Origin of the sequence: Reyranella massiliensis 521, from assembly GCF_000312425.1 — a bacterium.
In the GTDB taxonomy this organism is placed as follows: Bacteria; Pseudomonadota; Alphaproteobacteria; order Reyranellales; family Reyranellaceae; genus Reyranella; species Reyranella massiliensis.
On the sequence record NZ_HE997181.1, the window covers coordinates 465,121 to 490,817 of the forward strand.

General features: G+C 64.9%; 24 protein-coding genes. 12 read left to right on the top strand and 12 right to left on the bottom strand.

Going from position 1 to position 25,697, the window contains the following annotated elements; translation table 11 throughout:
- Window positions 1-19 precede the first annotated feature (19 nt).
- Window positions 20-493, top strand: a complete 474-nt coding sequence (locus tag BN60_RS02280) for an Lrp/AsnC family transcriptional regulator (RefSeq protein ID WP_020694359.1) — start codon at window positions 20-22, stop codon at window positions 491-493.
- A 47-nt stretch (window positions 494-540) separates the two neighbouring features.
- Window positions 541-1,536 (top strand): hypothetical protein, encoded by a 996-nt coding sequence (locus BN60_RS02285; protein ID WP_043283560.1) that lies wholly within the window; start codon window positions 541-543, stop codon window positions 1,534-1,536.
- Here the strand turns inward: BN60_RS02285 and BN60_RS02290 are convergent.
- Window positions 1,533-2,441: a PhzF family phenazine biosynthesis protein gene (locus tag BN60_RS02290; protein ID WP_020694361.1), complete on the bottom strand. Its 909-nt coding sequence runs from the start codon at window positions 2,439-2,441 to the stop codon at window positions 1,533-1,535. The genes BN60_RS02285 and BN60_RS02290 overlap by 4 nt on opposite strands.
- Window positions 2,442-2,508: 67 nt before the next feature.
- Between BN60_RS02290 and BN60_RS02295 the strand changes: the two genes are divergently transcribed.
- The gene (locus tag BN60_RS02295; RefSeq protein WP_020694362.1) at window positions 2,509-3,366 is read left to right on the top strand and encodes a crotonase/enoyl-CoA hydratase family protein; all 858 of its coding nucleotides are present in this window, start codon (window positions 2,509-2,511) and stop codon (window positions 3,364-3,366) included.
- Window positions 3,367-3,411: 45 nt separating this feature from the next.
- Complete coding sequence (locus BN60_RS02300) at window positions 3,412-5,073, top strand: AMP-binding protein (protein WP_020694363.1); 1,662 nt, start codon at window positions 3,412-3,414, stop codon at window positions 5,071-5,073.
- Window position 5,074: 1 nt separating this feature from the next.
- Here BN60_RS02300 and BN60_RS02305 read toward each other — a convergent pair whose 3' ends face one another.
- Window positions 5,075-5,827, bottom strand: a complete 753-nt coding sequence (locus tag BN60_RS02305; RefSeq protein ID WP_020694364.1) for an alpha/beta fold hydrolase — start codon at window positions 5,825-5,827, stop codon at window positions 5,075-5,077.
- On the opposite strand from BN60_RS02305, the gene BN60_RS28495 reads away from it, so the two are divergent.
- Window positions 5,792-6,961 carry a peptidoglycan-binding domain-containing protein gene (locus tag BN60_RS28495; protein WP_177324743.1) on the top strand — a complete coding sequence of 390 codons (1,170 nt, stop codon included), beginning with the start codon at window positions 5,792-5,794 and terminating at the stop codon, window positions 6,959-6,961. The genes BN60_RS02305 and BN60_RS28495 overlap by 36 nt on opposite strands.
- Window positions 6,962-7,014: 53 nt before the next feature.
- Here BN60_RS28495 and BN60_RS02315 read toward each other — a convergent pair whose 3' ends face one another.
- Both BN60_RS02315 and BN60_RS02320 read right to left on the bottom strand, forming a co-directional pair.
- Window positions 7,015-8,169, bottom strand: a complete 1,155-nt coding sequence (locus BN60_RS02315; protein ID WP_020694366.1) for a M20 family metallopeptidase — start codon at window positions 8,167-8,169, stop codon at window positions 7,015-7,017.
- Between the two features lie 10 nt (window positions 8,170-8,179).
- On the bottom strand, window positions 8,180-9,421 hold the full coding sequence (locus BN60_RS02320; protein WP_020694367.1) for a Zn-dependent hydrolase: 1,242 nt from the start codon (window positions 9,419-9,421) through the stop codon (window positions 8,180-8,182).
- 79 nt (window positions 9,422-9,500) lie between these two features.
- Here BN60_RS02320 and puuE point away from each other — a divergent pair, with 79 nt between their 5' ends.
- The 3 genes from puuE (at window position 9,501) to BN60_RS02335 (ending at window position 12,646) form a co-directional block, all read left to right on the top strand.
- Window positions 9,501-10,415, top strand: coding sequence for an allantoinase PuuE (gene puuE / locus BN60_RS02325; protein WP_020694368.1), 915 nt, complete (start codon window positions 9,501-9,503; stop codon window positions 10,413-10,415).
- A 65-nt stretch (window positions 10,416-10,480) separates the two neighbouring features.
- A complete protein-coding gene (locus tag BN60_RS02330) occupies window positions 10,481-12,046 on the top strand; it encodes an AMP-binding protein (RefSeq protein WP_020694369.1) in 1,566 nt (521 codons plus the stop codon).
- Window positions 12,047-12,196: 150 nt separating this feature from the next.
- On the top strand, window positions 12,197-12,646 hold the full coding sequence (locus BN60_RS02335) for a hypothetical protein (RefSeq protein WP_020694370.1): 450 nt from the start codon (window positions 12,197-12,199) through the stop codon (window positions 12,644-12,646).
- A 9-nt stretch (window positions 12,647-12,655) separates the two neighbouring features.
- On the opposite strand, the gene BN60_RS02340 is transcribed toward BN60_RS02335, so the two are convergent.
- From BN60_RS02340 to BN60_RS02355, 4 genes are all read right to left on the bottom strand, one after another.
- On the bottom strand, window positions 12,656-12,958 hold the full coding sequence (locus BN60_RS02340) for a hypothetical protein (protein ID WP_020694371.1): 303 nt from the start codon (window positions 12,956-12,958) through the stop codon (window positions 12,656-12,658).
- A 79-nt stretch (window positions 12,959-13,037) separates the two neighbouring features.
- Entirely contained in the window at window positions 13,038-14,240 is a 1,203-nt protein-coding gene (locus BN60_RS02345) for a pyridoxal phosphate-dependent aminotransferase (RefSeq protein ID WP_020694372.1), read from the bottom strand.
- A gap of 11 nt (window positions 14,241-14,251) precedes the next feature.
- On the bottom strand, window positions 14,252-15,100 hold the full coding sequence (locus BN60_RS02350; protein WP_020694373.1) for a DMT family transporter: 849 nt from the start codon (window positions 15,098-15,100) through the stop codon (window positions 14,252-14,254).
- A 1-nt stretch (window position 15,101) separates the two neighbouring features.
- Window positions 15,102-16,241 (bottom strand): amidohydrolase family protein, encoded by a 1,140-nt coding sequence (locus tag BN60_RS02355; protein WP_020694374.1) that lies wholly within the window; start codon window positions 16,239-16,241, stop codon window positions 15,102-15,104.
- A gap of 66 nt (window positions 16,242-16,307) precedes the next feature.
- Here BN60_RS02355 and BN60_RS02360 point away from each other — a divergent pair, with 66 nt between their 5' ends.
- Window positions 16,308-18,053 (top strand): flavin-containing monooxygenase, encoded by a 1,746-nt coding sequence (locus BN60_RS02360; protein WP_020694375.1) that lies wholly within the window; start codon window positions 16,308-16,310, stop codon window positions 18,051-18,053.
- Window positions 18,054-18,100: 47 nt separating this feature from the next.
- Window positions 18,101-18,565 carry a CHRD domain-containing protein gene (locus BN60_RS02365; RefSeq protein ID WP_020694376.1) on the top strand — a complete coding sequence of 155 codons (465 nt, stop codon included), beginning with the start codon at window positions 18,101-18,103 and terminating at the stop codon, window positions 18,563-18,565.
- Here BN60_RS02365 and BN60_RS02370 read toward each other — a convergent pair.
- Both BN60_RS02370 and BN60_RS02375 read right to left on the bottom strand, forming a co-directional pair.
- Window positions 18,555-19,391 (bottom strand): amidohydrolase family protein, encoded by an 837-nt coding sequence (locus tag BN60_RS02370; RefSeq protein ID WP_020694377.1) that lies wholly within the window; start codon window positions 19,389-19,391, stop codon window positions 18,555-18,557. The genes BN60_RS02365 and BN60_RS02370 overlap by 11 nt on opposite strands.
- Window positions 19,392-19,400: 9 nt before the next feature.
- Entirely contained in the window at window positions 19,401-20,429 is a 1,029-nt protein-coding gene (locus BN60_RS02375) for an aldo/keto reductase (RefSeq protein ID WP_020694378.1), read from the bottom strand.
- Between the two features lie 65 nt (window positions 20,430-20,494).
- Between BN60_RS02375 and BN60_RS02380 the strand changes: the two genes are divergently transcribed.
- Both BN60_RS02380 and BN60_RS02385 read left to right on the top strand, forming a co-directional pair.
- Complete coding sequence (locus BN60_RS02380; RefSeq protein ID WP_020694379.1) at window positions 20,495-21,136, top strand: glutathione S-transferase family protein; 642 nt, start codon at window positions 20,495-20,497, stop codon at window positions 21,134-21,136.
- 10 nt (window positions 21,137-21,146) lie between these two features.
- Entirely contained in the window at window positions 21,147-22,724 is a 1,578-nt protein-coding gene (locus BN60_RS02385; RefSeq protein WP_020694380.1) for an FAD-dependent monooxygenase, read from the top strand.
- Window positions 22,725-22,730: 6 nt separating this feature from the next.
- Here BN60_RS02385 and BN60_RS02390 read toward each other — a convergent pair whose 3' ends face one another.
- Both BN60_RS02390 and BN60_RS02395 read right to left on the bottom strand, forming a co-directional pair.
- Complete coding sequence (locus BN60_RS02390; protein ID WP_020694381.1) at window positions 22,731-23,615, bottom strand: TauD/TfdA dioxygenase family protein; 885 nt, start codon at window positions 23,613-23,615, stop codon at window positions 22,731-22,733.
- A 38-nt stretch (window positions 23,616-23,653) separates the two neighbouring features.
- Window positions 23,654-25,690, bottom strand: a complete 2,037-nt coding sequence (locus tag BN60_RS02395) for a bifunctional aldolase/short-chain dehydrogenase (RefSeq protein ID WP_020694382.1) — start codon at window positions 25,688-25,690, stop codon at window positions 23,654-23,656.
- Window positions 25,691-25,697 lie beyond the last annotated feature (7 nt).

The following is a 25,697-nucleotide window of genomic DNA, read 5'->3' on the forward strand; positions in this document are numbered from 1 at the left end:
GAATTCGGCATTTAGAGCAATGATCTCCTTGGATGCTATCGACCGGCGCATTCTCGAACGGCTGCAACACGATGGCCGGCTGAGCAATGCCGACCTCGCCGAGCAGGTCGGCCTCTCGTCGTCGCCGTGCTGGCGGCGGGTCAAGGCGCTCGAGGAGGCGGGTGTCATCAAGGGGTATGCCGCACAGCTCGACGCCAAGTCGGTCGGCCTCTCGGTCAATGTCTTCATGAGTGTGTCGCTCTCCACCCAGGTCGAAAAGGCGCTGAAAGACTTCGAGCGGGCGGCTGCGGAGCGGCCCGAGGTGATGGAGTGCTACCTGATGACCGGCGACAGCGACTACCTGCTGCGGGTCGTGGTACCCGACCTCGAAGCCTATGAGCGCTTCGTGATGGACTTCACCAAGATCGCCGGCATCGCCCAGATCCGCAGCTCCTTCGCCTTACGTCCGGTGAAGCAGGGCACGGCATTGCCTCTCTCGGTCTCGGGCCGCTAAGAAGGGCAATGGCCACTCCGACCACTTCCCCGGGGTTCCCCTGGGGCATGACGATCCTGTTTGTCCTGGCGGTCCTGCTCTACGGCCCCTTCATCACCAACATATTGACCGCGCGCAGTAGCGACGCGGCCGGCCGCGGCATGTCCCTGGGGTTCGCCGTGATCCAGGGGCTCGTGCTGTGGATCGTGCTGGCCTCGATGTTCGCGGTGGCAATCCTGCGCGGCGCAATGCCGTCCTACGCTACAGCGGCCGCCATCGTGTTCCTGCCGCTGTCGGCAATTGCCGCAGCCTCAGCCATGGGTCTCTACAATGATCGTTATGGCGACTGGCTGGCCGTCGTCCCGGCGTTGTTGCCGTTGCTGCTGGCGCTCTATGCATTCTGGGCACGAATGGTCGGCTGGCACGACACGCTGCCGCCAGTGCCGACGACCGCGATCCTGGGAGGTGCCATCGTCGTTCTGACGATCATGCCGCTGGTGCTGACCACCATCGAATACATGCCCAATCCGGAACGGGAGGCCGCGCAGGCCGCCGAGCGCAGGAGATGGGAAGAGGACGAGAAGAAGCGCGTGGCGGAAGCCGACGCAGCTGACGCCGCGCGCTTCGCCAAACTCGGCCCAGACTCGCATCTCGGCGACTATCTCGAAGATTTGCCCCTCGGCGCCATGCACCATCGCCAGGCTCTGGCTGGGGCGAGGCTGGTCAAGACGCGGACTGCCGATGCCGTTCAGTTGCTCGGACAGGACAGGCTTGGCGATCTGTCGCAACTCTGGGCACTCGACATCGAGCCCTCCGCGGTATGCGCGGCCTATCGCGAGGCGCTCCAGGCAGAAGCGGCGAAGATTACAAAGACGAGGTCCGATTACATCAGTGTCGCAATCGACCTCGAGTGGCAGTTGCCCAATATCGAATGGCTAACGGGCAACGGATGCGATCTGTCCGGACCCTTAGGTGACGCTGCGAACCGGGTGCGCAGTGTCTCCGATTCCGAACGGATGGCTGAGCTTGCCGATCGGCTGACGGCGCTAGGCAGACGTCCCTAGGCGAGGTCGATCGTTCCGCTCATCATCGGCACGCAGCGGCCGCCGATGTAGGTTGCGACGACCTTGCCGCTCTTCTTTTCGGCAGAAGCTTCGAGCACGCTCGGACGGCCCATGTCGAAACCCTGGCCGATCGTCCGCGCGAAGGTGAGATCGGCTTCCGGCCGGTGGTGCGCGAGCAGGCCGATCAACGCCACATTGGCGGCGCCGGTGGCGGGATCCTCGGGGATGCCGTGCTCGGGCGCGAACATGCGGGTCTGCACGTCGATCGGCCCATCGGGTGCCTGGACGTAGAGATGGATGCCGACGATGCGCTCGCGTGGCAGCTCGCGGGCGAAGACTTCGGGCCGCGGCGCCGCCGAACGCAGTGCCTCGCGCGACGCAAGCTCGACGAAGAGCAGCGGCGCTCCGCACGAAGCGACGATGGGACGATGGACATCGAGCTTGAGCGCCGTCGCGTCGAGCGAGCAGGCGCGCTGGACGATCTCGGGTGCAATCTCCTCGCCGAAGCTCAGCGGTACCGGCGCGGCGAGCCGGGTCGCTACGACAGCGCCGCCATCGCGCCGGATATCCATGTTCACCAGGCCGGCCTTCTCCTCGAACACCAGGCGATCGCCGACGACAGGCTTGCCGTAGCTCGCGCCGGCGCGGGACAGCACGAAGGCTGTGCCGACATTGGGATGGCCGGCAAACGGCATCTCCGCCTTAGGGGTAAAGATGCGCACCTCTGCCGTATGCCGGGGGTCCTTCGGCGGCAGCACGAAGGTCGTCTCCGCGAGGTTGAATTCGGCAGCGATGGCCTGCATGCGTTCGGTCGACAGCCCCTGCGCATTGGTGACCACGGCCAGCGGATTGCCGCCGAACTGGCGATCGGTGAAGACGTCGACGGTGGTGAATTCGAGTTTCATGGGTCGAGCCTAGCGGCTTGCCCGGCGGCGCTTGCGCGAGATTAATTGGGTGCAGAAGGAGAAAGCCTTGGCCTATCAGACGCTCAGCTACAGTCGCGACGATCGTGTCGCCACCATCACCCTCAATCGGCCGGATCGGCTGAATGCGATCACCCGCGAGATGCCCGACGAGATTCGGGCCGCGGTCGAGGAAGCCAATCGCGACGATCTCGTCCATGTCGTCGTCCTGCAGGGCGCGGGCCGCGCCTTCTGCGCCGGCTACGACCTGAAGAATGCCGCCGAGCGTCCGCGCGGCACCGGCGGCAGCCAGGAGATGCCCTGGGATCCGTTCATCGACTTCCAGCTCATGGACCACAACACGCAGTGCTTTCAGTCCCTGTGGCGCAGCTACAAGCCCACGATCTGCAAGATCCATGGCTATGCCGTCGCCGGCGGCAGCGACATCGCGCTGTCCTGCGATCTGGTGGTGATGGCCGAGGATGCGAAGATCGGCTACCCGCCCGCCCGTGTCTGGGGCTGTCCGACGACGATGATGTGGGTCTATCGGGTCGGGGCGGAGCGGGCCAAGCGCCTGCTCTTTACGGGCGATCTGATCGACGGCTGCGAAGCGGAGCGGATCGGCCTCATCACCCAGGCCGTGCCGGCCGGCGAACTCGATGCTGCGGTGCAAAAGATTGCGGACCGGATGAAGGGCGTGCCGAAGAATCAGCTCTGGATGCAGAAAACCGCCATCAACAGCGCCTTCGAGAACATGGGGATGCGGACGACCCAGACTTTGGCGACCCTGTTCGACGGCATGACGCGCCATTCGCCGGAAGGCATCTGGTTCAAGCAGCGTGCCGAGGAAAAGGGTTTTCATCAGGCGGTGCAGGAACGCGACAGCGGCGATCCGATCCCCGGCAGCAAGCCGCCGCGAAACAATTGACGGCTACAATTGAGAGCAGAGCCGAGCCTGTTTAAGGTTCGAGCCATGAACATGACCCAGATTTCCTACGACCACGGCGTTTCCGACAAGAAGCTGATCGGCGAGACCATCGGCTCCTACTTCGATCGTACCGTCGAGACCTATCGCGACCGGGAAGCGCTGGTGGTTCGCCACCAGAACGTGCGCTGGAGCTGGGGAGAGCTGGGGCGGCGGGTCGACGATCTCGCCGCTGGCCTGCTGACGCTCGGCCTGGAGCGCGGCGACCGGGTCGGCATCTGGTCGCCCAACACGTCGGAGTGGACCCTGGCGCAGTTCGCCACGGCCAAGGCGGGGCTGGTGCTGGTCAACGTCAATCCGGCCTACCGGCGCGCCGAACTCGAATACGCGATGAACAAGGTCGAGTGCAAAGCGCTGATCCTGGCGCCGGCGCTGAAGACCTCGAACTATCTCGAGATCGTCCAGGATCTCGTGAAAGACAGAAAGCTTCCGCACCTCAAGCACATCGTCCGGCTGGGGACGGAGAAGACGCCGGGCATGCTGAATTTCGACGATGTCGCGAAGGCCGGAGGCAATGCCGAGAAGGCCAGGATCGCCGATCTCGCGCCCAAGCTGCAGTTCGACGATGCGATCAACATCCAGTTCACGTCGGGCACCACCGGCTATCCCAAGGGCGCCACGCTCAGCCACCACAATATCCTGAACAACGGCTACTTCGTGGGCGAGGGGCTGAAACTCACGCCCGAAGACCGGCTCTGCATCCCGGTGCCGCTCTACCACTGCTTCGGCATGGTGATGGGCAATCTGGGCTGTCTGACGCACGGCTCGACGATGATCTATCCGGCCGAGGCTTTCGATCCGTTGGCGACCCTGCAGGCGGTTTCCGAGGAACGCTGCACCGCGCTCTACGGCGTGCCCACGATGTTCATTGCCCAGCTCGATCATCCGGAGTTCGCCAGGTTCGATCTCAAGAGCCTGCGCACGGGCATCATGGCGGGCTCGCCCTGTCCCATCGAAGTGATGAAGCGCGTGCAGAGCCAGATGAACATGGGCGAGGTCACGATCGCCTACGGGATGACCGAGACCTCGCCGGTGTCGACCCAGTGCGCCACCGACGATCCGGTCGAGCGGCGCGTCTCGACCGTGGGGCAGGTCCTGCCGCACATCGAGATCAAGATCGTCGATAGCGAGGGCAAGGCTGTGCCGCGCGGCGAGACGGGCGAGTTCTGCACCCGTGGCTATTCGGTCATGAAGGGCTACTGGAACGACGAGGCCAAGACCAAGGAGGCCGTCGACGACGCCGGATGGATGCATACCGGCGATCTCGCCATCATGGACGAGCAAGGCTACGTCAATATCGTCGGCCGCCTCAAGGACATGGTGATCCGCGGCGGCGAGAACGTCTATCCGCGCGAGATCGAGGAGTTCCTCTATCGCCATCCCAAGGTGCAGGACGTGCAGGTGATCGGCGTGCCCGACCAGAAGTACGGCGAGGAAGTCTGCGCCTGGATCAAGTTGCGCGATGGCGAGACGGCGACGGCCGAGGATATCCGCGAGTTCTGCAAGGGCCAGATCGCCCACTACAAGATTCCGCGCTACATCGAGTTCGTGCCTGAGTTTCCGATGACGATCACCGGCAAGATCCAGAAGTTCGTGATGCGCGAGCAGACCATCAGCAAGCTCGGGCTGACGGCGCAGAAGACGGCGTAGCCTATGCCGACGGTCGATTCGCCTTCAGGAACGTCCTGATGTGTCGCACCGCCAGCGGAATCTTCTCCTTCGTATCCTTCCACGGATAGAGGCTGACCTGCGCGTTGGGCGCAAGCATCGCCGACTCCATCGCGACGGCATAGGGATGCGGCGGGATGTCGTCCGGCAGGATCAACAGCGGCGTCTGGCAGGCGCGCGCGAAGTCCCGGGTCACGGTGAAAACGAAATCGGGGTTGGCGCGGTACATCTTCGCGAGAAACGACTCGACCATCGCCATCGTGATGTCAGGGCGGCGGGCACTGAGAGCCGGTCCCCAGGCGTTCATGTTGTTGGTGAAGAATTGATCGGGTAATTCCGGCCGATGACCTGAGGGTTGGGTCAACACCCCTGCAACGATCCGATCGGGCGCCCGCTTCAGCAGGTTCCAGATGAACGGACCGCCGATGCAGTAGCCCAGCACCATGAACTTCCCGATGCCGAGGTGATCCATCAGGCCCAGGTGATCGTCCGCGTAGGAGTCCCAGGGACGGCCGATTTCGAGCGGCCCCGAGGACTGGCCATCGCCGGCATTGCGCAGGTCTGCCGCGATGCAGCGGTATTCGCCTTTGAACTCCTCCAGGGCATTGAACGGATGGGTGGCAGCGAGGCCTGCGATCGTCGAGTTCAGGCCGCCGCCCGGAATGATCAGCAAGGGGAAGCCCGTGCCCGCTTCCTCATAGTGAATGCGGACATCACCCTTTTCATAGAACGGCATGGCAAACTCTCCCTGGCCGGTACCGTGCCATGCAGGCGCTTACGCCTCAACTCGGGACCGAAAGGGCGGGTCGTGCGGCGAGCGACCGCAGTCTTCCGCAAGAAGTCTCCGATTGGTCACGGCACCGTTCGCACTGTTGCACCGTTGTTCAGGCAACAGTCGCGCCCTCGAAGTGGGAAGAGGGTTGCGTCGCGGGGTGGCGAGATGACGGGTGACCAGAAGCAGAACGGCAAGCCCGAAGAAACGGGGAAGACGCCGCCCGACCCGGAGCGACCTCGGCGGTCTGCCCGCAAGCTGCTCAAGGAGCTGGACGGCCCGGTCGACGAGGATTTCAAGCAATCGCTTGCAGGCCTGTCGCGGCGACTGGGCGAGCGGGTGGCTGGACAATCGGCGAACGATCCGCGTGCGATCGCGGAAGCCCGCAAGGCTGCGCTCCATGCGTACGATCTCGAACGCGCCCAGAAGCTGAAGACAATCCTGAAAGCGGTCGGTGGCGTCGTTCTCACGATAAGCATCACCGGAGCGGTCGTACTCATCGCTTCGCCGTTTGATCGGGCGCCACCGCCGCGCGGGACGCCGGCGCCCGCGAAGCCTGTCGAGGTGGCGGCCGTGGCGCCGATGCCGGAACCGGCAAAGGTGGTGCCGATACCGGAACCGGCAAAGGAAGCGTCCTCAGCGATCGTACCGCCCGCGCCCGTGGCTCCCCAGGTCAGCCCCGATCCGGCGGCGCCCAGCCAAGCCCCAATGCCGGAAATCGCAAAGGACTTACCCGAGCCGAGCGGCCTGGAAGAGGCGCCGTTGCGGAGAGACGAAGTCAGGGACATCCAGACGAGGTTGCGCGCTTTCGGCTTCAATCCGGGGCCCCTTGATGGCATCGCAGGGCCTGCAACTCAGGCTGCCGTCATGCACTACCAGCAGAACCGGGAGCTGCTGCAAACAGGCATGATCGACCGCCAGTTTCTGGAGCAGCTTCGCCAGGATCCCGCGCCCCAGATCGTCGCGCCGCCTCAGACGGCCCAGCGTCCGGTGCGGGTTGCTCGCCCGTCAAACGCCTCCCGGTCGTCGGATCCCTTCGAGCCCCTGCGTAATGCAGCCCAGGATTTCGAGCATTGGCTGCAGTCGCTGGGGCGGTGAAAGACTTCTCAATTGCGAACGTCTTTCTCGCGATTGACCGTAAGTTGCGGGCGTCAGCCCAGAAGGCGCTGCACGACGCCCATCTGGATCTCGGCTGCATCGACCATTTCGGCGATGGGCACGCTCTCGTTGGCAGCATGCCCCTGGGCACCCGAGCCCGGACCGAAGTTGATGATCTCGATGCCGTCGTCTGCATAGTAGCGACCGTCGCTGACGCCGGTAGCATTAAGGAACTTCACCTTGCGGCGGCTATGGGCCTTCACGGCGGCTTCGAAGGCGCCGACGGCTGCGCCATTCTCGGGCGCGAAGAAGCCGTTGGTGCCGGTCAGGAACTCGACCTGGTACATCGCCTTCGGCTCGCCCACGCCGTCGATGACGCGCTTCAGTTCCTTGAAGGCGTCTTTCACCTTTTCGTCTGGCAGCAGGCGGCGGTCGATTTCGACCGTGCAGGCCGAGGGCACGACGTTGGTATTGTGGCCGCCATGGAACATGCCGATGTTCACGGTCGACTTCATGGCGCCCGAGACACGCCGCGCCAGGGCCTTGTCGTAGTAGGATTGCAGAGCGCCGACCAGACGCATCATGCGCAGGATGGCGTTGTCGCCCGCCGCCGGGTTGCCGGCATGGGCGGCGCGGCCCTTGGTCGTGATCTTGGCCCACATCACGCCGCGTTCGGCGACGATCAGGTTGTTCTCGGTCTGCGCGCCCAGGATCAGCGCGTCGGGCCGCACCTTGCCGCTCTTGCGCAGATGCTCCATGCCGTTGGGGCCGAGATTCTCCTCGTCAGCCACGAAGGTGAAAATCAACTCACCCTTGGCCGGGCCGCCGCGCCGCGCGATCTCCTCGGCCAGCCAGATCTGGACCGCCATGCTACCCTTGCAGTTGCCCGCGCCCAGACCGTAGACGAGGCCGCCCTTGACCAGCGCCTTATAGGGATCGCTCTTCCAGTTGGCGCGTTCGCCGACGCCCACCGTATCGACATGGGCGTTGAAGGCGATGACCGGGCCTTTGCCTTTGCCTTTCATGCGCGCCACGACATTGTCGACACCCTTGGCCTTGGTGACGATTTCGACCTTATAGCCCGCCTTCTTCAGGCGCTTAGCGGTGTAGGCGCAGATTTCGACCGACGTGCCGGGCGGGTAGGGGCTCGGCAAGGCGATCAGATCGGACAGGATCGCGACGAGCTCGGACTGCATCTTCTTCGACATCGAATGTTCCTTAGCGGTTGGCCAGTTCGGTCAATACCTCGACCAGCACGCGGGCGCCGGCGGCGAGGTCGGAGGCGGTCGCGTTCTCGATCTCGTTGTGGCTGATGCCGCGCTCGCAGGGTACGAAGATCATGCCGGTCGGGCAGAGGCTTGCGATGTGCATGGCATCATGGCCAGCGCCCGACGGCATATCCATGTTGGAGAAGCCGAGCGCATTGGTCTTGGCCCGCACCAGATCGATCACCACGGGAGCGAAGTCTGTCGGCGGTACCACCATCACGCGCTCGATGGTCGCGGGGCAGGGCGCCGCCTTGGTCGCCACGATCTCGCGGAGTTCCTTCTCGTAGCCGTCGAGCACGGCATCGGCGGGATGGCGCATGTCGATGGTGAAGCTTGTCTTGCCCGGCACGGTGTTGGGCGAGCCGGGGCTGACATCGACCCGGCCGATGGTAAAGCGCAAGGTGTCGTCCTTGTCGGTGGTCGCTTCGTACATCGCCTGGGCGATCCGAAGGGCGGCGGCAAAGGCGTCCTTGCGCGCGGCGCGCGGCGTGGTGCCCGCATGCGCCTCTTCGCCCAGCGTCTCGACGATGTAACGACGGCTGCCCTGGATGGCGGTGACGACGCCGATCGTCTTCTTCTCGTTCTCGAGACGCGGACCCTGCTCGATATGGGCTTCGACATAGCCGTCGAGCGGGAAGCCGGGCTTGCCGTCGCGCATCGGCGCCGGCGCGGTCTTCAGGGTCTCGGCCAGGGCGTCCTTCAGCATGACGCCCTTCCAGTCCTTCACCGCGAGCATCTCGTCGAGGTCATTGTGGCCGGCGAAGACCGCCGACCCCATGGCGCCGGGCTGAAAGCGCGAGCCTTCCTCGTTGGTCCAGGCCACCGCCAGCACCGGCCGCCTGGTCTTAACGCCGGCATCTTCCAGGGCTTCCAGCGCCTCGAACGCCGCCAGCACGCCGTACATGCCATCGAACCGGCCGCCGGTCGGCTGGCTGTCCATGTGCGACCCGCTCATCACGGGCAGCGCCTTGGGATCGCTCCCTTCACGGCGCACGAAGAGATTGCCGATCGCATCGGTCGAGATCGAGAAGCCGCGTGCCTTTGCCCAGGAAGCGAGCAGGTTGCGGGCGGCCGCGTCTTCCGGCGACAGGGCCTGACGGTTCACGCCGCCCTTGGGCGTGCCGCCCAGCTTCGCCATATCGACGTGCCGTTGCCACAGACGGTCTTCGCGCACTGCGCCTGCTGCGCTCATCTCGCCTCCTCAAGCTTGTCGCGCGAGCTATAGCCGCGCCATAGTCGAGCTTCAATCGTCGGCATTCCCCGGGACCCCCATGCACAATCACCTCGAGCGTAACCTGATCGGCTATGGCCCCAACCCGCCACATGCCCAGTGGCCGGGCGACGCCCGCATCGCCGTGAGCTTCGTGCTGAACTACGAGGAGGGCGGGGAGAACACAGTCTTGAACGGCGATGCCGGCTCGGAGGTCTTCCTGACCGAGACGCCGGGAGGCACGTCGTTTGTGGGTGCCCGCGATCTCTCGACCGAGTCGATGTACGAATATGGCAGCCGGGCCGGCTTCTGGCGCATCCTGCGGCTCTTCCGCGAACGCAACATGCGCTTCACGTCCTGGGCGGTCGGCCGTGCCCTTGAACTCAATCCGGCGGCCGGCAAGGCGATGGCCGAGGCGGGCCACGAGGTCGCGAGCCACGGCTGGCGCTGGATCAACTACAAGGATTTCACGCTTGAGCAGGAACTCGACCACATGAGGAAAGCCGTGAAGGCGATCGCCGCTTCGGCCGGCAAGGCGCCGGTCGGCTGGTACACGGGCCGCTTCGGCATGCACACGCTCGCCGCCGTCATCAAGCATGGCGGATTCCTTTATTCGAGCGATTCCTATGCCGACGACCTGCCCTATTGGGTGAGCGTCGGCAAAACGCCTCACCTCGTCATTCCCTATACACTCGAAGTCAACGACATGAAGTTCAGCGTGGCGCCGGGCTTCAGTTCGGGCGACGGCTGGCTGCAGGCGATGAAGGACAGTTTCGACGTGCTCTACGCCGAGGGCGCGACGAGTCCCAAGATGATGTCGGTCGGCCTACATTGCCGGCTTGCCGGCCGGCCGAGCCGCGCGGCGACCTTGGCGCGCTTCCTCGACTATGTCGCCTCGAAACCAAAGGTCTGGGTGGCGACGCGCGAAGAGATTGCACGCCACTGGATCAATGTGCATCCCGCCAAGAGGGGGTAGAGGCGGCGGCTACGGCCGCCGAAGAGCCGTTAAAAATTCGGCCGAGAATCGCGAGGGAATGCCAAGTGAACGACAACATCGCCCAGGCGCCGACTGCCACCACGATGACTTTGCGCGCGCTGGCGCGTTTCCCCGACCGCATGGCCTTTGTCTGGGATGGCGGCAGCCTCACCTATCGCGCTGCCCTGTCGCTCATCGGCAGGCTGCAGGCCGCCATGGCCGCGGCGGGTCTCGTCAAAGGGCAGACGGCGGCGTTCCTCAGTGCCAACAGCGCGGAAACCTGGTGCGCCGGCGTCGCCGCGCAAGGGTTGGGCCTCGTCGTCACGTGGTTGCATCCCCTGGGCGCTCTTGCCGATCATCTCGACGTGATCGAGGATTCCGGAGCGACAGCATTGATCGTCGATCCGCGCACTCATGCCGAACGCGGTGGCGAACTTGCCGCCAAGGCGGCCGATCGATTGGCCGCCGTCCTTACGATGGGGCGGGCCGATTTCGGCCGGGATGTCATGGCCGCAGCGGAGAAGGCCGGGGAAGCGAGCGCCATCGACCTCACCGATGCCGACGACTACGCCATCATCAACTACACCGGCGGCACCACGGGCAAGTCGAAGGGCGCGATCCGCCACCACCGTTCGACGGCCGCTTCCGCCATTGCGATCGCTGCCGACTTCGAATTTCCGGATGTGCCGCGCTATCTCGCGGCAGCGCCCATCACCCACGTATCCGGTACCAAGGTGCTGCCCTCGCTGCTGAAGGGCGGCACGATCCATCTGCTGAAGGGTTTCGATCCCGAAAAATTTCTGGCGACCATCGAGCGGGAGAAGATCAACTTCACGCTGATGGTGCCGACGATGATCTATGTGATGCTGGATCATCCCAGGCTCGAGAAGACCGACCTCTCCTCGCTGGAGCTGATCCTGTATGGCGCTTCGCCGATGTCGCCGACGCGGCTGGTCGAGGGGCTCGAGCGCATCGGGCCTGTGTTCAGTCAGCTCTATGGCCAGACCGAATGTTATCCGGTGAGTGTGCTGCGCAAGGCCGATCACGATGCGGCGCGGCCCGAGCTCTTCGCGTCCTGCGGCTTTCCTATTTCCTCGTGCAGCGTCACCTTGCGCAACGACGACAACGAGGAAGTGAAGCCGGGCGAGGCAGGCGAGATCTGCGTGCGCGCGCCGCACGCGATGGAGCAATACTGGAAGCGGCCGGAGCAAACTGCCGAGACTTTCAAGGGCGGCTGGCTGCACACCGGCGACATCGCACGCGCCGACGAGCGCGGCTACCTCTACATCGTTGATCGCAAGAAGGACATGATCGTGAGCGGCGGCTTCAACATCTTCCCGCGCGAAGTCGAGGACGTGCTTTCCTCGCATCCCGGGGTTGCGATGGCCGCGGTGATCGGCGTGCCACATGAGAAATGGGGCGAAGCCGTCACAGCATTGATTGTCGCCAAAGCAGGAATGCGGCCGACGCCGGAGGCGTTGACGCAACTCGTGAAAGACCGCAAAGGCGGTACGCACGCACCCAAGCAGATCGAGTTCGTCGACGATCTTCCACTCACAGCCGTTGGAAAAGTGGACAAGAAGATCCTGCGCGCAAGGTACTGGGCCGGACAGTCGCGGCAGGTCGGTTAGCGCGTCCATCCGCTTCGGTGTGCATGATGCGCAGGACCGATCTCAAAAAGTTCCCGACGCGTTCCCGCTTCGGCCTTGCTGTGTCTTCATGGTGAGACCCAATAGATGGGGTTTACCCAAGACGTCGAATCGTGAGAACAATGGGCGGTTGTGACTTTGCGCGCCGCCACCTACTCGATTCTTCTTGCCGCTGCCTTCGGCGCTTGTGGCTGCGCCGCCAACAAACGCAATGTCGCTGCTGCGGCGCCGGCGGTCGATCCGCGTCAGCAGGATATCGACTGGCGCAAAGAACAAGTGATGCAGCAGCTCGCGGTTTGCGAAAGCGGAAGCTGGGGGCCGCAGTCGCAGCCGATCTATGGCGGGCGCGGTGCCTATCACGGCCGGTTTCAGTTCACGCCCCGCACGTATATCACCTACCAGCAACGGCATGATGGAACCGTGCTGACGACGCGGGAAGCGATCGACGCTGCGCAGGATTACAACAAGGCCGCCAAGCTCGCCTCGTTCATGATCTTCGAGCTCGGCGAAGCGTGGCATTGGCCGCTCTGCTCGCGCAAGCTTGGCATTCCTGCCAAGGTCAAGGAAATCAACTCACTCTGACGGTCGGCATCAGGCGGCGCGGCGTTTGCGCGTCGCCGCGGCTTTGCGTGCCGATGCCGAACGTGCAGCCTTCGGACGAGCTGCTGCGGCGCGACCACCCAGCTTGCCGCCCTTGCGCGCGGAGACCTTGGTATCCTTCCGGCCACGACCCGAACCGCTCTTGTTGCCGCCGCCGCTTTCCTTGTTGACCGTCGCCCAGGCGCGCCGCTCCGCTTCCTTGTGCGAGACGCCGCGCTTCTCGTAACCCTCGGCGATATGATCGGCCTTGCGATCCTGCTTGCGCGTGTATTTCGACTTGTCGCCGCGTGGCATGGCTTCCTCCTGGCGGGGATTCACTCGTCGAAGGAACGCCGTGTCTCCATGGCGGTTGCGCTGCTGGCTGTAATGGCCGTCAGCGCAAGTCGGCGCAGAACTCCTGGATGCGGGTGCAGCCGTCGCGCAGGCTCGCCATGTCCGTCGCGTAGGAGATACGGAAGTAAGGGCTCATCCCATAGGCGGCGCCCTGCACCGTGGCGACATGCTTCTCCTCGAGAAGCGCCGTCACGAAGTCGGTATCGCTGGCAATCTTTCGTCCGCCCCTGGTCGTCTTGCCGATGCAGCCTGCGATGTTGGGGAAGACATAGAAGGCGCCTTCCGGCATGTGACAGGTAAGCCCCGGCGCGGCGCGCAGCATGCCCACCACCTCGTCCCGGCGCTTGCGGTAGTCGGCGGCGCGTTCCTTCAACAGGTCCTGCGGTCCGTTCAGCGCCGCCGTGGCTGCGGCCTGGCTGATGGTCGAGATGCCGGATCCGATCTGGCCCTGCATGTTGGTCATGGCCGCGATCATGGCGCGCGGACCACCGGCAAAGCCCACGCGCCAGCCCGTCATCGCATAGGCCTTGGACGCGCCGTTCACCGTCAGCGTACGTTCCTTCAACGCCGGTTCGACTTCCGCGACCGTGCAGAACTCGAAGCCGTCGTAGACCAGATGCTCGTAGACATCGTCGGCCATTACCATGACGTGCTTGTGCTTCAGCAGCACGTCGCAGATCTGGCGCATCTCGGCGCGCGAGCAGGCGGCGCCCGTCGGGTTGTTGGGGAAGTTGAGGACCACCCACCTGGTCTTGGCCGTGATCACGGCATCGAGATCGGCGGCGCGCAGCTTGAACTGATTGTTCTCGGGGCACGATACCGAGACCGGCTTGGCGCCCGCCAAAACGGCCTGGTCGGCGTAGGAAATCCAGCCGGGGACCGGAATGATCACCTCGTCGCCGGGGTTCACGCTCGCCATCAGCGCGTCGTACATGATCTGCTTGCTGCCGTTGGAGACCATGATCTCCTCCAGCGCATAGTCGAGATTGTTGTCGCGCTTGAACTTGGCGCGGATCGCCTCCTTCAGGGGCTTCACGCCATCCTGCGGCGGATACTTGGTGTCGCCGGCCAGCGCCGCCTGGTGAGCGGCTTCGATAGCATGCGGCGGCGTGGGAAAGTCCGGTTCGCCCGAGGACAGGCCGACGATCTTGACGCCCTGGGCGCGCAGCTCGCGGACCTTGCGGGTCATCGCCGCCGACGCCGACACCTTCACGTTCTTCAGACGCTCCGCAACCTCGAACATGTTCCCCGCTTTCAGTTCTTCCTGGTGATCGTGAGGGCAATGCCGCCCAGGATCGCGGCCGACGCCAGCAACAGCCGCGACGTGATCGGTTCGGCGAGTAGCACCACCCCGCCCAGGGCGGCAATGGCCGGCACGCTAAGCTGGATTGTCGCCGCCGATGTGGCCGAGAGCGCTGGCAATACGGCGTACCAGAGGACATAGCCCAGGCCGGAGGTGACTGCGCCGGACAGCACGGCATAGAGCATGCCCAGCGGGTCGGATGTCGCCTGGCCTGCCATCATCAGGCTCATTGCGGCGGCGAAGGGCACTGCCCGGACGAAATTGCCGGCGGTGGCCGTCGTCGGATCGCCGGCGCCGCGGCCGAGCAGCGAATAGACACCCCAGGCGGCGCCCGCGGCCAGCATCAAGGCAGCCGCGAGATAAGGCGGCGCGGCGAGCCCGGGCAGCAAGAGCCAGACGAGGCCGGCGACGGCGACCAGCACGCCGAGCAGACGCAGGCCCGAAAGACGCTCGCCCGCAGCGAGTCCATAGCTCGTCATCGTGAGCTGCACGCCGCCGAAGAGGAGTAATGCCCCGGTCGCTGCGGTGAGGTCGCGATAGGCAAAGGAGAAGGCGATCGCATAGGCGAACAGGGCGGCGGCCATCGGCCAGCTGCCGGCGGCGAGCGGCCGCACGCCACGACGGCGCAGGATCAGCAGCAGGATCAACGCGCCCGACGCCAGCCGGATTGACGTGAAGCTCGCCGCATCGATCGTCGTATCGCGCAGGGCGATACGACAGAGCAGCGAGTTGCCGGCAAAGGCCAGCATCGCCAGCGTCGTCAGGAGGGCGGTGCGCGCCGCTCCTTCCGGAAGCGTCACCTCAAGCCGCCAGCTGGTACAGCTTGATGGCGTTGTCGCGGGTCACCTTGCGGCGCACGTCGGCGCCGACGCCGCTCAGCTCCTTGTCCAGGAACTCCTGCGAGTCCGGCCAGATGCCATCGGGATGCGGGAAGTCCGACCCCCACATCACATTGTCGACGCCCAGCAGGTCGAACAGGCGCACACCGACCGGATCGGTCTGATAGGTCGCATAGAACTGGCGATGCCAGTATTCCGAGGGCTTCATCTTGAGGTCGAGATCCTTGAACTGGTCCTCCCATTCGAGGTCCATGTGCTGCAATACATAGGGGATCCAGCCAAGCCCGGCTTCGCCGATCACGATCTTCAGGTTGGGGTAACGCTCGGGGGCACCGCTGAAGATCAGCGACATGAGCATGTAGCCCATGTGCATCTGGAAGTTGGTGATGTGGGCGGCAAAGGCGCGGCGTTGCACGAACGCCGGCATCTTGCTGGTGTCGGGCGAGCGGCCGCCGATCGTGTGGAAATGGACGGGGATGCCGGTCTCGTGCGCGAGCTGCCACAGCGGCTCCCAGAACGGATCCCACAGCGGCGTCATGTCGGGCTTGTTGGCGACGTCGAAACCCTTGACGCCGCGCTTGGCGTTGCGGCTCGCTTCGGCAACCGCGACGTCCATGTCGTGATTGGGAATATTGGCCAGGCCGACCAGGCGATCCGGCGCGGCGCTGCAGAAATCGTGCAGCCAGTCGTTGTAGATGCGCAGCACTTCGGTCGCGGCTTCGGGATCGTTCAGTCGGCCGCTGGCGCCCAGGATGCCGTACAGCACTTCGGCCTGCACGCCATCGCGCTCCTGGTCCTTCAGCCGAAGCTGCACGTCGGTGAGACGACGGATGCCCTTCTTGCCGTCGTCGTAGAGGCCGGTGGAGGCCATGCGGTCGGAACGATGGATCACGCCCGGCACATATTCGCGGCCGGCCGACCCCATGCCGTTCATCAGACCGAACTTCGCGCCCTTGATGCTCGTCCATTCGGGCCCCTTGGGTCCGTCGACGACGTAGGGCATGCGTTCCTTCATCGAGGCAGAGGCATTCTTCGTGAAGAGATCCGGCGGCAGCCAGATCAGGTCGACATGTCCATCGGCGGAAATGACGTCGTACTTCATCGTTCGTTCCTCCCGGGCGATTGTTCTAGAGTGCGCCGCCGCCAGAACCGCTGCAATGGAAAGACAATGAACGAGACCGAGTGGCTTGCCGAGTTTGCGTCCGCGCTGAAGCGTTCCGATATCGAAGGCGTCGCGTTGCTGTTCGCCGAGGAGTGCTATTGGCGCGATCTCGTGGCCTTCACCTGGAACATCACCACGCTCGAGAGCCGCTCTGCGATTGCTGACATGCTCAAGGCGCGTCTGGCCGATGTGCGGCCGGGTTCGTTCAAAGCCGGCGAGCGGACCGGCTGGTTCACCTTCGAGACGGCGCTGGGGCGCGGCACGGGCCATGTGCGGCTGAAAGACGGCAAGGCCTGGACGCTGCTCACCGCCTTGAACGAGCTGAAGGGCTTCGAGGAGAAGCGCGGTCCGTCACGCGAGATCGGGACCGAGCACGGCGCCATCCAGAATCGCGTGACCTGGACGGATCGCCGCCAGGCCGACGCCAGCGAACTGGGCTACGACCGCCAGCCCTTCGTGCTGATCGTCGGTGGTGGACAGGGTGGCATCGGGCTCGGCGCGCGCCTGAAGAGGCTCGGCGTGCCGACGCTCATTGTCGATCGCCACGCGAAGCCGGGCGATGCGTGGCGTAGCCGCTACAAATCGCTCTGCCTGCACGATCCCGTCTGGTACGACCATCTTCCATACCTGCCGTTCCCGGACCATTGGCCGATCTATACGCCCAAGGACAAGATGGGCGACTGGCTCGAGTCCTACACCAAGATCATGGAACTCGATTACTGGTCGAAGGCGCCGTGCCGGAGCGCGTCGTGGGACGAGGCCAAGGCCGAGTGGACCGTCATCGTCGATCGCGACGGCAAGGATGTGACCCTGCGGCCGAAGCATCTGGTCATAGCGACCGGCATGTCGGGCTTTGCGGAAGTTCCCAACTTTCCGGGGCGCGAGACTTTCCGAGGCACGCAGCATCATTCCAGCCGCCATGCCGGCGGCGAAGGCTGGAAGGGCAAGAAGTGCGTTGTCGTAGGCTCGAACAATTCCGCCCACGATATTGCCGCCGATCTCTGGGAACATGGCGCCGACGTGACGCTCCTGCAGCGTTCGCCGACGCTAGTGGTGCGCGCCGAGACCCTGGCGCGCTATCGGCCCTACTATTCGGAAGAGGCGCTGGCTTCGGGGATCACGACGGAGATCGCCGATCTCACGGTGGCGTCCGTGCCCTACGGCGCCTTGCCGGCTTTCTCCCAGGCGACGGTCGAGAAGATCCGGAAGGAAGATGCGGACTTCTACGCGCGGCTGGAAGCGGCGGGCTTCATGGTGACCTTCGGAGAGGACGAGACTGGTATCGGGCCGATGTATCTCCGCCGCGGCTCTGGATACTATATCGATGTCGGCGCCTCCGACCTGATCGCCAGTGGTCGCATCAAGCTCCGGTCGGGTGTCGAGGTCGCGCGCATGACCGAGGACTCGGTCGTCCTCAACGATGGCAGCACGCTCGCGGCCGATCTCGTCGTTTACGCGACGGGCTACGGGTCGATGAACCAGTGGGCGGCCGAACTGATCTCGCCGGAAGTCGCCGACAAGGTCGGCAAATGCTGGGGCCTCGGCTCGGGGACGGCCAAGGACCCCGGACCCTGGGAAGGTGAACTGCGCAACATGTGGAAGCCGACGGCGCAGGAAAATCTCTGGTTCCATGGCGGCAACCTGATGCAGTCGCGGCTGTACTCGATTTTTCTCGGCCTGCAGCTCAAGGCCCGTCTGGAAGGGTTGCCGACGCCGGTCTATGGCCGCGCGCCGGTCCATCACAAAGCGTGATTTCCGGTGGAGATATTCGGGCCGCAAGCGACGTAGACTGAGGACGCATGCATCGTTCCCTACGCCGCTCGGTTCTGGCCTTGGGCCTCCTGCTCGCCGCTTCGGCCTGCTCTCCCAATCTGGGGGAGCCGAAGGTCTCCAGGACCGATTTTCGCGCGACCCTGAACGGGGCAAGCGAAGTGCCGCCGGTCGAGACCAGGGGCAGCGGCTGGTTCGAGGCAGTCTATCGGCCGTCGACCAAGGTGCTGGAGTATCGTCTCAACGTGGCGGGCCTGAGTGGGCCAGTGACAATGGCCTATCTCCACGGCCCGGCGCCGGTGGGGCAGAACGCCCAGCAGGTCGCGCCGATCAACGTGCCGTTCTACGCCGACCGTTCGACGATCAGCGATGGCGTGACGTTGACGAAGCAGCAGGCCGACGAGGTTCTGGCCGGCCTCTGGTACGTCAACGTGATGACGGAGAAATATCCCGACGGCGAGATCCGCGGGCAGATCGTGCCGCTCAAGAAGTAGCGCTCGTCTCCAGCTTCCAGCCGATCCAGTCGCAGAGCCCGCGGCCCATCACGTCTTCCAGGTCGCCGCCTTTGAGCCATGGCAGTTCTTCGGTGAAGAACGTCACGCACTGGCGATAGCTGCACGGCATGCGGGTGATGTCGGTGCCCCAGAAGAAGCGTTTCGGGCCGAAGGCGTCGAAGATGCGGCGCAGCCCGTCCTGAATATTCCGGAACGGATAGCCCTTGGTCGAATAATGCGGCGCGCCCGTCGCCTTGATCGCGACATTGGGCAGCTTGGCCAGTGCGACGAGCTTGTCGAGATGAATGAAGGCCGCCTCGTCCTGGCCGTGCCGGTTGAGCCCGCAATGATCGAGGATCAGCTTGAGGTTGGGATGGCGTTCGGCGATGTCGCGGAAGGTGTCGAGGAGCAGGCCGCCCAGCATGGCGACGGGCAGGCCTTCCTTTTCGGCGGCCGGCCAGACCCAGTCGAGCGAGCCGTCGTGCAGCTTCTTCTGCTCCTGGTCCGACAGCAGCGCCCAGCGCAGACCCATCATGCCGGGTTGGTTGCGCCACCCCTGGATCAGCTTGCGATTCTCGGGCTTGTCGGGTGCGAACTGACCCATCACCGCGAAGCGGTCGGGGTATTTCTTCGCGGCGGCGAGGGCGACGGCGCCGGAGTCAGGATCCCAACTGTAGGGCGGATGGATCAGCGCGGCATCGACGCCGGCCTCGTCCATCTCCTTGAGGCATTCCTCCGCAGTGAACTTGGAGACCTTGCGATGCAGACCGCTCGGCGGCGTGACGGTCTGCGACCAGATATGGACCTGCGCGTCGACGATCTTCATGGCGGCTTCTCAGTTCGGCGTGGGGGCGGCGGGGTCGAGCAGTTTCTCGCGCTTCAATTCCGACCACAGCTCGACTGGAATCTTCACGCTCATATGCGCCACGTTCTGCTGTACCTCCTCGACGCTGAGCGCTCCGGGGATCACCGAACAAAAGGCGGGGTGGAACAGCGGGAACTGCATCGCCGCGGCGCCGAGCGGCACCTTGTGGCGCCGGCATACCGCCTCGATCTTCTGCGCCTTCTCGATGAGATGCGCTGGTGCCGCCACATAGTCGTGCGTGGCGCCCGCCTTCACGTTTCCGGTGAGGATGCCGGAATTGTACGGCCCACCCAGGATCACGGAGACGCCGCGCTTCTGGCATTCCGGCAGGAACTCTTCGAGCGCGCCCTGTTCGAGCAGGGTGTAGCGGCCGGCCAGCAGCATGCAGTCGAAGTCGCCGGCCTTGATGAAGCGCGTGCTGGTGTCGGCTTCGTTGATGCCGACGCCGATGGCCGAGATGATGCCGGCCTTGCGCAGTTCGTCGAGGGCACGGAAGCCGGAATCCATGACCGTCTTGAAGCGCTCGTCGAGGATGGCGCGATCCTTGATGGTCCAGAAGTCGACATCGTGGACCAGTGCGATGTCGATGCGGTCGATGCCGAGCCGGAGGTGCGAATGCTCCAGCGAGCGCATGACGCCGTCGTAGGTGTAGTCGAACTGCGGCACGAAGCCCGGCAGGCCGCTCTCGCGGAACTCCTTGGGCAGCGTCTCACCCGGTTTGCGGACGTGCAGGATGCGACCGATCTTGGTCGAGAGCACATAGCTCTGCCGCGGCTTTTCGCGGAGCGCGGCACCCATGCGCAACTCGCTGCGGCCATAACCGTAGAAGGGTGAGGTGTCGAAGTAGCGGATGCCGGCGTCGTAGCCCGTGTCGGTGAGCGTCACTGCTTCTGCGTCGGATATGGTCGCCCGGAAGCCGCCCATGGGTGCGCCGCCGAGGCCAAGTTCCGTCACTTCCAGGTTTGTCCGTCCGACCTTGCGGCGCTTGAGCGCTGTCATGTTCGTTTCCTCCGGGAGACGCGACAGAGTACGAAAGGCATCCCGGCAAGGCCATAGGAGCCCCCATGAGCGACGACCGTCTCGTTCTGCACGGCAGTTTTACGTCCAGCTCGAGCTACAAGCCGATGCTTTTCCTGGCGCTGTCCGGGCTGCCGTTCTCCTTCCGCACCGTCAACCTCAAGAATGGCGTACAGAAGGAGGCCGCGCATCTCGCGATCAACCGCTATGGCCAGGTGCCGGTGCTGCGCCACCATGGCCTGACGATCGTGATGTCGAACGTGATCCTCGACTATCTCGCGCGCACCACAGGTCATTTCGAGCCGAAGACGGAACAGCACCGCTGGCAGGCGCGCGAGTGGCTTTCCTGGGAGAACGACGCGATCACCAACGTGGCGCGCGTCCGTCACTTTGCCCGCTTCCGCCCGGATGTCTCGTCGGAGATCGTGAACTTCTTCCGGCCCCAGGCCGAGGCTGCGCTCGACTTTGCCGACAAGTCGCTCGCCGGTCGCGAATGGCTGGTGGGCGACGCCTGCTCGATCGCCGATATCGGCTGCTGGGGCCGCATGGTGTTCGCGGCGGAGGGCGGCCTGGCGCTCGACGCGCGCCCGAACCTCGCCGCCTGGCGCGATCGCCTGATGGCGATGCCGGGCTTTGCGCTACCTTATGATCTCATCCCGAAGAAAGATGCCGAGATCGCCGGGCGATAGGGGCTGCTCCATGGTCGATGTGCTTGTTGTCGGCGCCGGGCCGGTCGGTTTGACGATGGCGGCCGAGCTTGCGCGGCACGGCGTGCGGTGCCGTATCGTCGACCGTCTCGAAAAGCCCTCGCCCTTTTGCCGCGCCATCGGCGTCACGCCGCGTACGCTCGAAGTGTGGGACGGCATGGGCATCGCCCGGGAAATGATCGACGCCGGACTCTGGATCGATGGCCTGCGGTCGATCATTCATGGCCAGCCGCCGAACGACGTCCATCAGGATCTGTCAGACCTGCCTTATTCGCAGCTCGGCTTGCCGCAATATGAGACCGAACGTCTGCTCGCTCGCCATCTTGGCCGCTACGGCGTTGCCGTCGAGCGCGGCACTGGCCTGCACTCCCTGCAGCAGGACGACAGCGGCATCTCGGCGAAGCTCGAGCGCATCGACGGCGGCACGGAAGACGCGACCTTTCGATACGTGATCGGCTGCGATGGCGCGCATAGCACGGTGCGTCATGCGCTTGGCATCGCCTTCGAAGGTGAAGCCATGCCGATGACGTTCATGCTGGGCGACGTCCATGTTGCGTGGGACCTGCCGCGCGGCATGGCATTGCGCGCACTGCGACTCGTCGAGGACGCAGCACCCGACATGTTCATCGCCATTCCCCTGCCGGAGCCCGGCCGTTATCGGGTGTCGATGATCGCCTCCTCTGAGTTGACGCAAAGCAGTGGTTCCGATCACGGCATCCAGTCGGAAACGCGCGGTCCTGCACTCGAAGACATTCAGGCCGTCGCTGACAGCCTCGTCCCCGGCAGGCCTCAGCTGTCGGACTTGCGATGGTCATCGATGTTCCGCATCAGCATGCGGCTTGCCGCCCAGTATCGCCGCGGCCGGGTCTTCCTGGCAGGCGATGCGGCGCACATCCATCCACCGACGGGCGGGCAAGGCATGAACACCGGCATTCAGGACGCTTACAACCTAGCCTGGAAGCTCGCGCTGGTGCTCGGCGGCACGGCTTCGGAAAAGCTGCTCGACAGCTACGAAGCAGAACGTCGCCCCGTCGGAGCCGATGTCGTTGCGCGTACGCGCGCGGCGAGTGAGAACTTTGGCCGCGAGACCAAGCCGGACCGGCTCGCCGATACGCAGGTCCGCATTTCCTACAACGCCAGCGCCTGGGTTCAGGACGATGTCGGCCACGTCGATGAAGGTCCGGCTGCCGGCGATCGCGCCCCTGACGTCACGGGATTGAGGCGTCGGGGCGTCGGCTTTCCCATCCGCCTGTTCGATATCCTGCGCGGCATCGAGCATGTTCTCCTCGTTCGCCTTGGGCGCGAAGAGGCGCCAGACCTTGCGGCGTTTGCCGGCAAGCTCTTCAGCCGTTCCGGCATGCCCCTCAGGATCGTAGGCATTGTTCAGGAGGAGAGCGTGGATGAGCAGGCGGGCATCGCGCTTTATCGCGATGCCGAAAACTCAGTCGCACACTCTTATGGTTCCGCGGCGACAGCCTTCCTGATCCGGCCCGACGGGTACATTGGCTGGCGCGGCAAGCCGTTCCCGGACGCCGGCCTCGTCGCCTACCTCGATCGGCTGTCCGGCTGACGGTCGTTACGCCGCCTGCTGCGCCACTGTCGGGCCTTCGCTCATGGTGGTGGTGCGGCGCATGTCGCGCACGACATTGAGGTCGTCGAAGCGGCGCACGCGGTGCATGGTCGTGCGGTTGTCCCAGATCACGAGATCGTGCCGCGTCCAGCGATGGACATAGACGAATTCGGGTTGCGTCGCATGTTCCATCAGATCGCGGATGAAGGCCATGGCTTCGGGCCGCGGCCAGCCGACGATGGCGCCGATATGCGCCGACAGCAGCAACGACTTCCGTCCGGTGACGGGATGCGTGCGCACGAGACGGTGCAGCACCGGCCGCATGCTGTGGCGTTCCGCATCAGTAAAGTCGGTGAAGCCGAGCTGGCCACGCGAGTAGATCAGAGAATGCTCGCAGACGAGGTTTTCGATCTCGTCCTTTGTCGCCTGGTCGAGCGCGTCGTAGGCCGCGCGCATGTCGGCGAATTCGGTGTTGCCGCCGGCGGTCGTGGTGATGCGGCCGCTCAGCAGCGAGTAGCGCGCGGGAACGATCCGGAACGTGGCATCGGAGTGCCACAGGCGATTGCCCAGCGCCGCCATGCGGCGGCGGTCGTTGCGCTCTAGCCGCTGGTTGTCCTTGTCGAGGTTGGAGACGTCGGCGAAGGCGGCGCCCAGACGCAGAGTGGTCGCCGTCAGCGTGGTGTTGGCGCCCTCCTGCAGAGGGCCGAAATTGCGCGTGAAGGCGAGCTGCTGCTGGTCGTCGATATCCTGGCCGGGCAGCACGAGCACGGCATGCTTGTCCATGCCGGCTTCGATGGCGGCGACTTCGTCGGCCGTCTGTGGCCGGCGAACGTCGATGCCGGTCATCGTCGCGCCGATATGGCGTTGAAGGGGATGTACTTCGATCGGCAAGGGAGCCTCCCATACGGGCTCCCCGCCGATGGGCCGCTTCAGCGAAGAGCGGCTGCGATGTTACCACCGTCGACGGTGATGACAGCGCCCGTCGTCTTCGCCGCTTTGGCCAGCGAAACGAAAGCCTGCGCCACGTCGTCGGCGGTCACTTCGAGGCCCAGCAGGTTGCCGCCCATGTAATCGGCTTCGCTGAGGCCACGTGCCTTGGACCGCTGTGCGATCATGTCGTCGGTCAGCAGTCCCGACCGGATGCGATCGGCGTTCACGGCGTTGGAGCGGATGCCCTCGGCGCCATAGTCGAGTGCATACTGGCGGCTGAGGAACAGGGTCGCGGCCTTCGGCAGCCCATAGGGGCCGAAATCGGCACCGGGATTGACTGCCTGCTTGGAGGCGTTGAACAGCAGGCAACCGCCCAGCCCTTGCGCCTTCATGATGCGAACCGCGTTCTGCGCTACGCTCTGATGGGCCCAGAAGTTGAGCTCGAAGCTCTGGCGCAGGACCGCCTCGTCGACGTCGCCGATCTTGCCCTGCCAGGCGGCACCGGCATTGGACACCACGATGTCGACGCCGCCATAGGTCGCGGCGATCTTGTCGAAGGCGGCCCGCACTGACTTGGGATCGGTCACGTCGCAGGCGATCGCGAAGCCTCTGACCTTGGAGACGTCGCGGTCGAGCACAACGACTTCCGCGCCCTCCCGCGCGAAGGCAGCGGCTGTGGCTGCACCGATGCCCGAGCCGCCGCCCGTCACGACCACGATGCGCCGCGCCAGCGGCTTCTCTGCGGCGGCACCCAGCTTGGCCTGCTCCAGCGACCAGTACTCGATGTCGAAGATGTCCGGCTCGGGGATGCACTCGTAGCGGCCGAGCCGCTCGGCATCGGCCACGACGGCGACGGTCGTCTCCGCGAGGTCCGCGGCGATCTTGGCATCCTTCGAGCTGTTGCCGATGCCGAACAGGCCGAGACCCGGCACCAGCACGACGCGCGGGATCGGATCGAGTTCCGTCTTCGGCGGCATCTGCTTGGCGTTGTGGCGCGCGAAGTAGGCGTGATAGTCGGCGACGTAGGCGTCGAGCGCCGCCTTTGCTTCCGTGGCGAAGACGTCGAGCTTGCCTGCCTCCGGCGCCGGCGCGATCAACGGCACGCCCTTGGTGCGGATCGCGTGGTCGGGCGTCACGGGGCCCTGCTGGCTGTAGCGGGCGATGTCCTTGCCGCCGACATAGGCCAGGATTTCCGGCCCGGTGCGGAACTCGAACACGAAGCGCTGTGTAGCCTCGCGGCCGCCGTCCTTAGCCGGCAGCGACAGGAGCCCGCGCAGGATCGGCGTTACCTCGGCGACCGAGGCAATCTCCTTCGGCAGGGTCGCGCCCGCGAATATCTTGCGCGTTTCCTTGGCCAGTCGCTTCTCGGCCAAAGTTACGAGGTCGATCATGCGCACATAGGCCTCTTCGGCCGTGGCGCCCATCGAGAAGATGCCGTGCTTCAGCAGCACGAGGCCTTCCGCGTCGGGATGCGCACGTGCGATCTCGTCGGTCTTCTTGGCGAGTGCGAAGCCCGGCATGACGTACGGCACCAGCGCCGCACGCTTGCCGAAGACATCGGCCGCAAGGGCTTCGCCGTCGGGTTGATCCGTCAGCGACAGCACGGCGTTGGAGTGCGTGTGGTCGATGAACTTGTGCGGCAGGAAAGCGTGCAGCAGCGTCTCGACCGACGGATTGGGCGCCTTGCTGTCGAGCAGGTTGGTGCGCTGGACATTCACCATGTCCTCGTCGGAAAGGGCCTGCAGCCCCTTCAGTTCGCCGAGCGGGCCGAGCCGCACCGCCGGCAGGCCGGGCGCTTCGATCGTGCCCATGTCCCAGCCACTGCCCTTGACGCAGAGCACGTCGACCTGGGCGCCGGTGATGTCGGCCATACGGGTCTTGACCGACGTATTGCCGCCGCCGTGCAGCACCAGCCGCGGCTCGCCGCCCAGCAGGCGCGTCGTGTAGACGCGCAGCGCCAGGTCCTCGTTGATGCCTTTCGCCGCGTGCCGGGCGATCGCAGCCTTTGCGTCGTCGTCTGACCAGAGGTTTTCCATGCCGAAA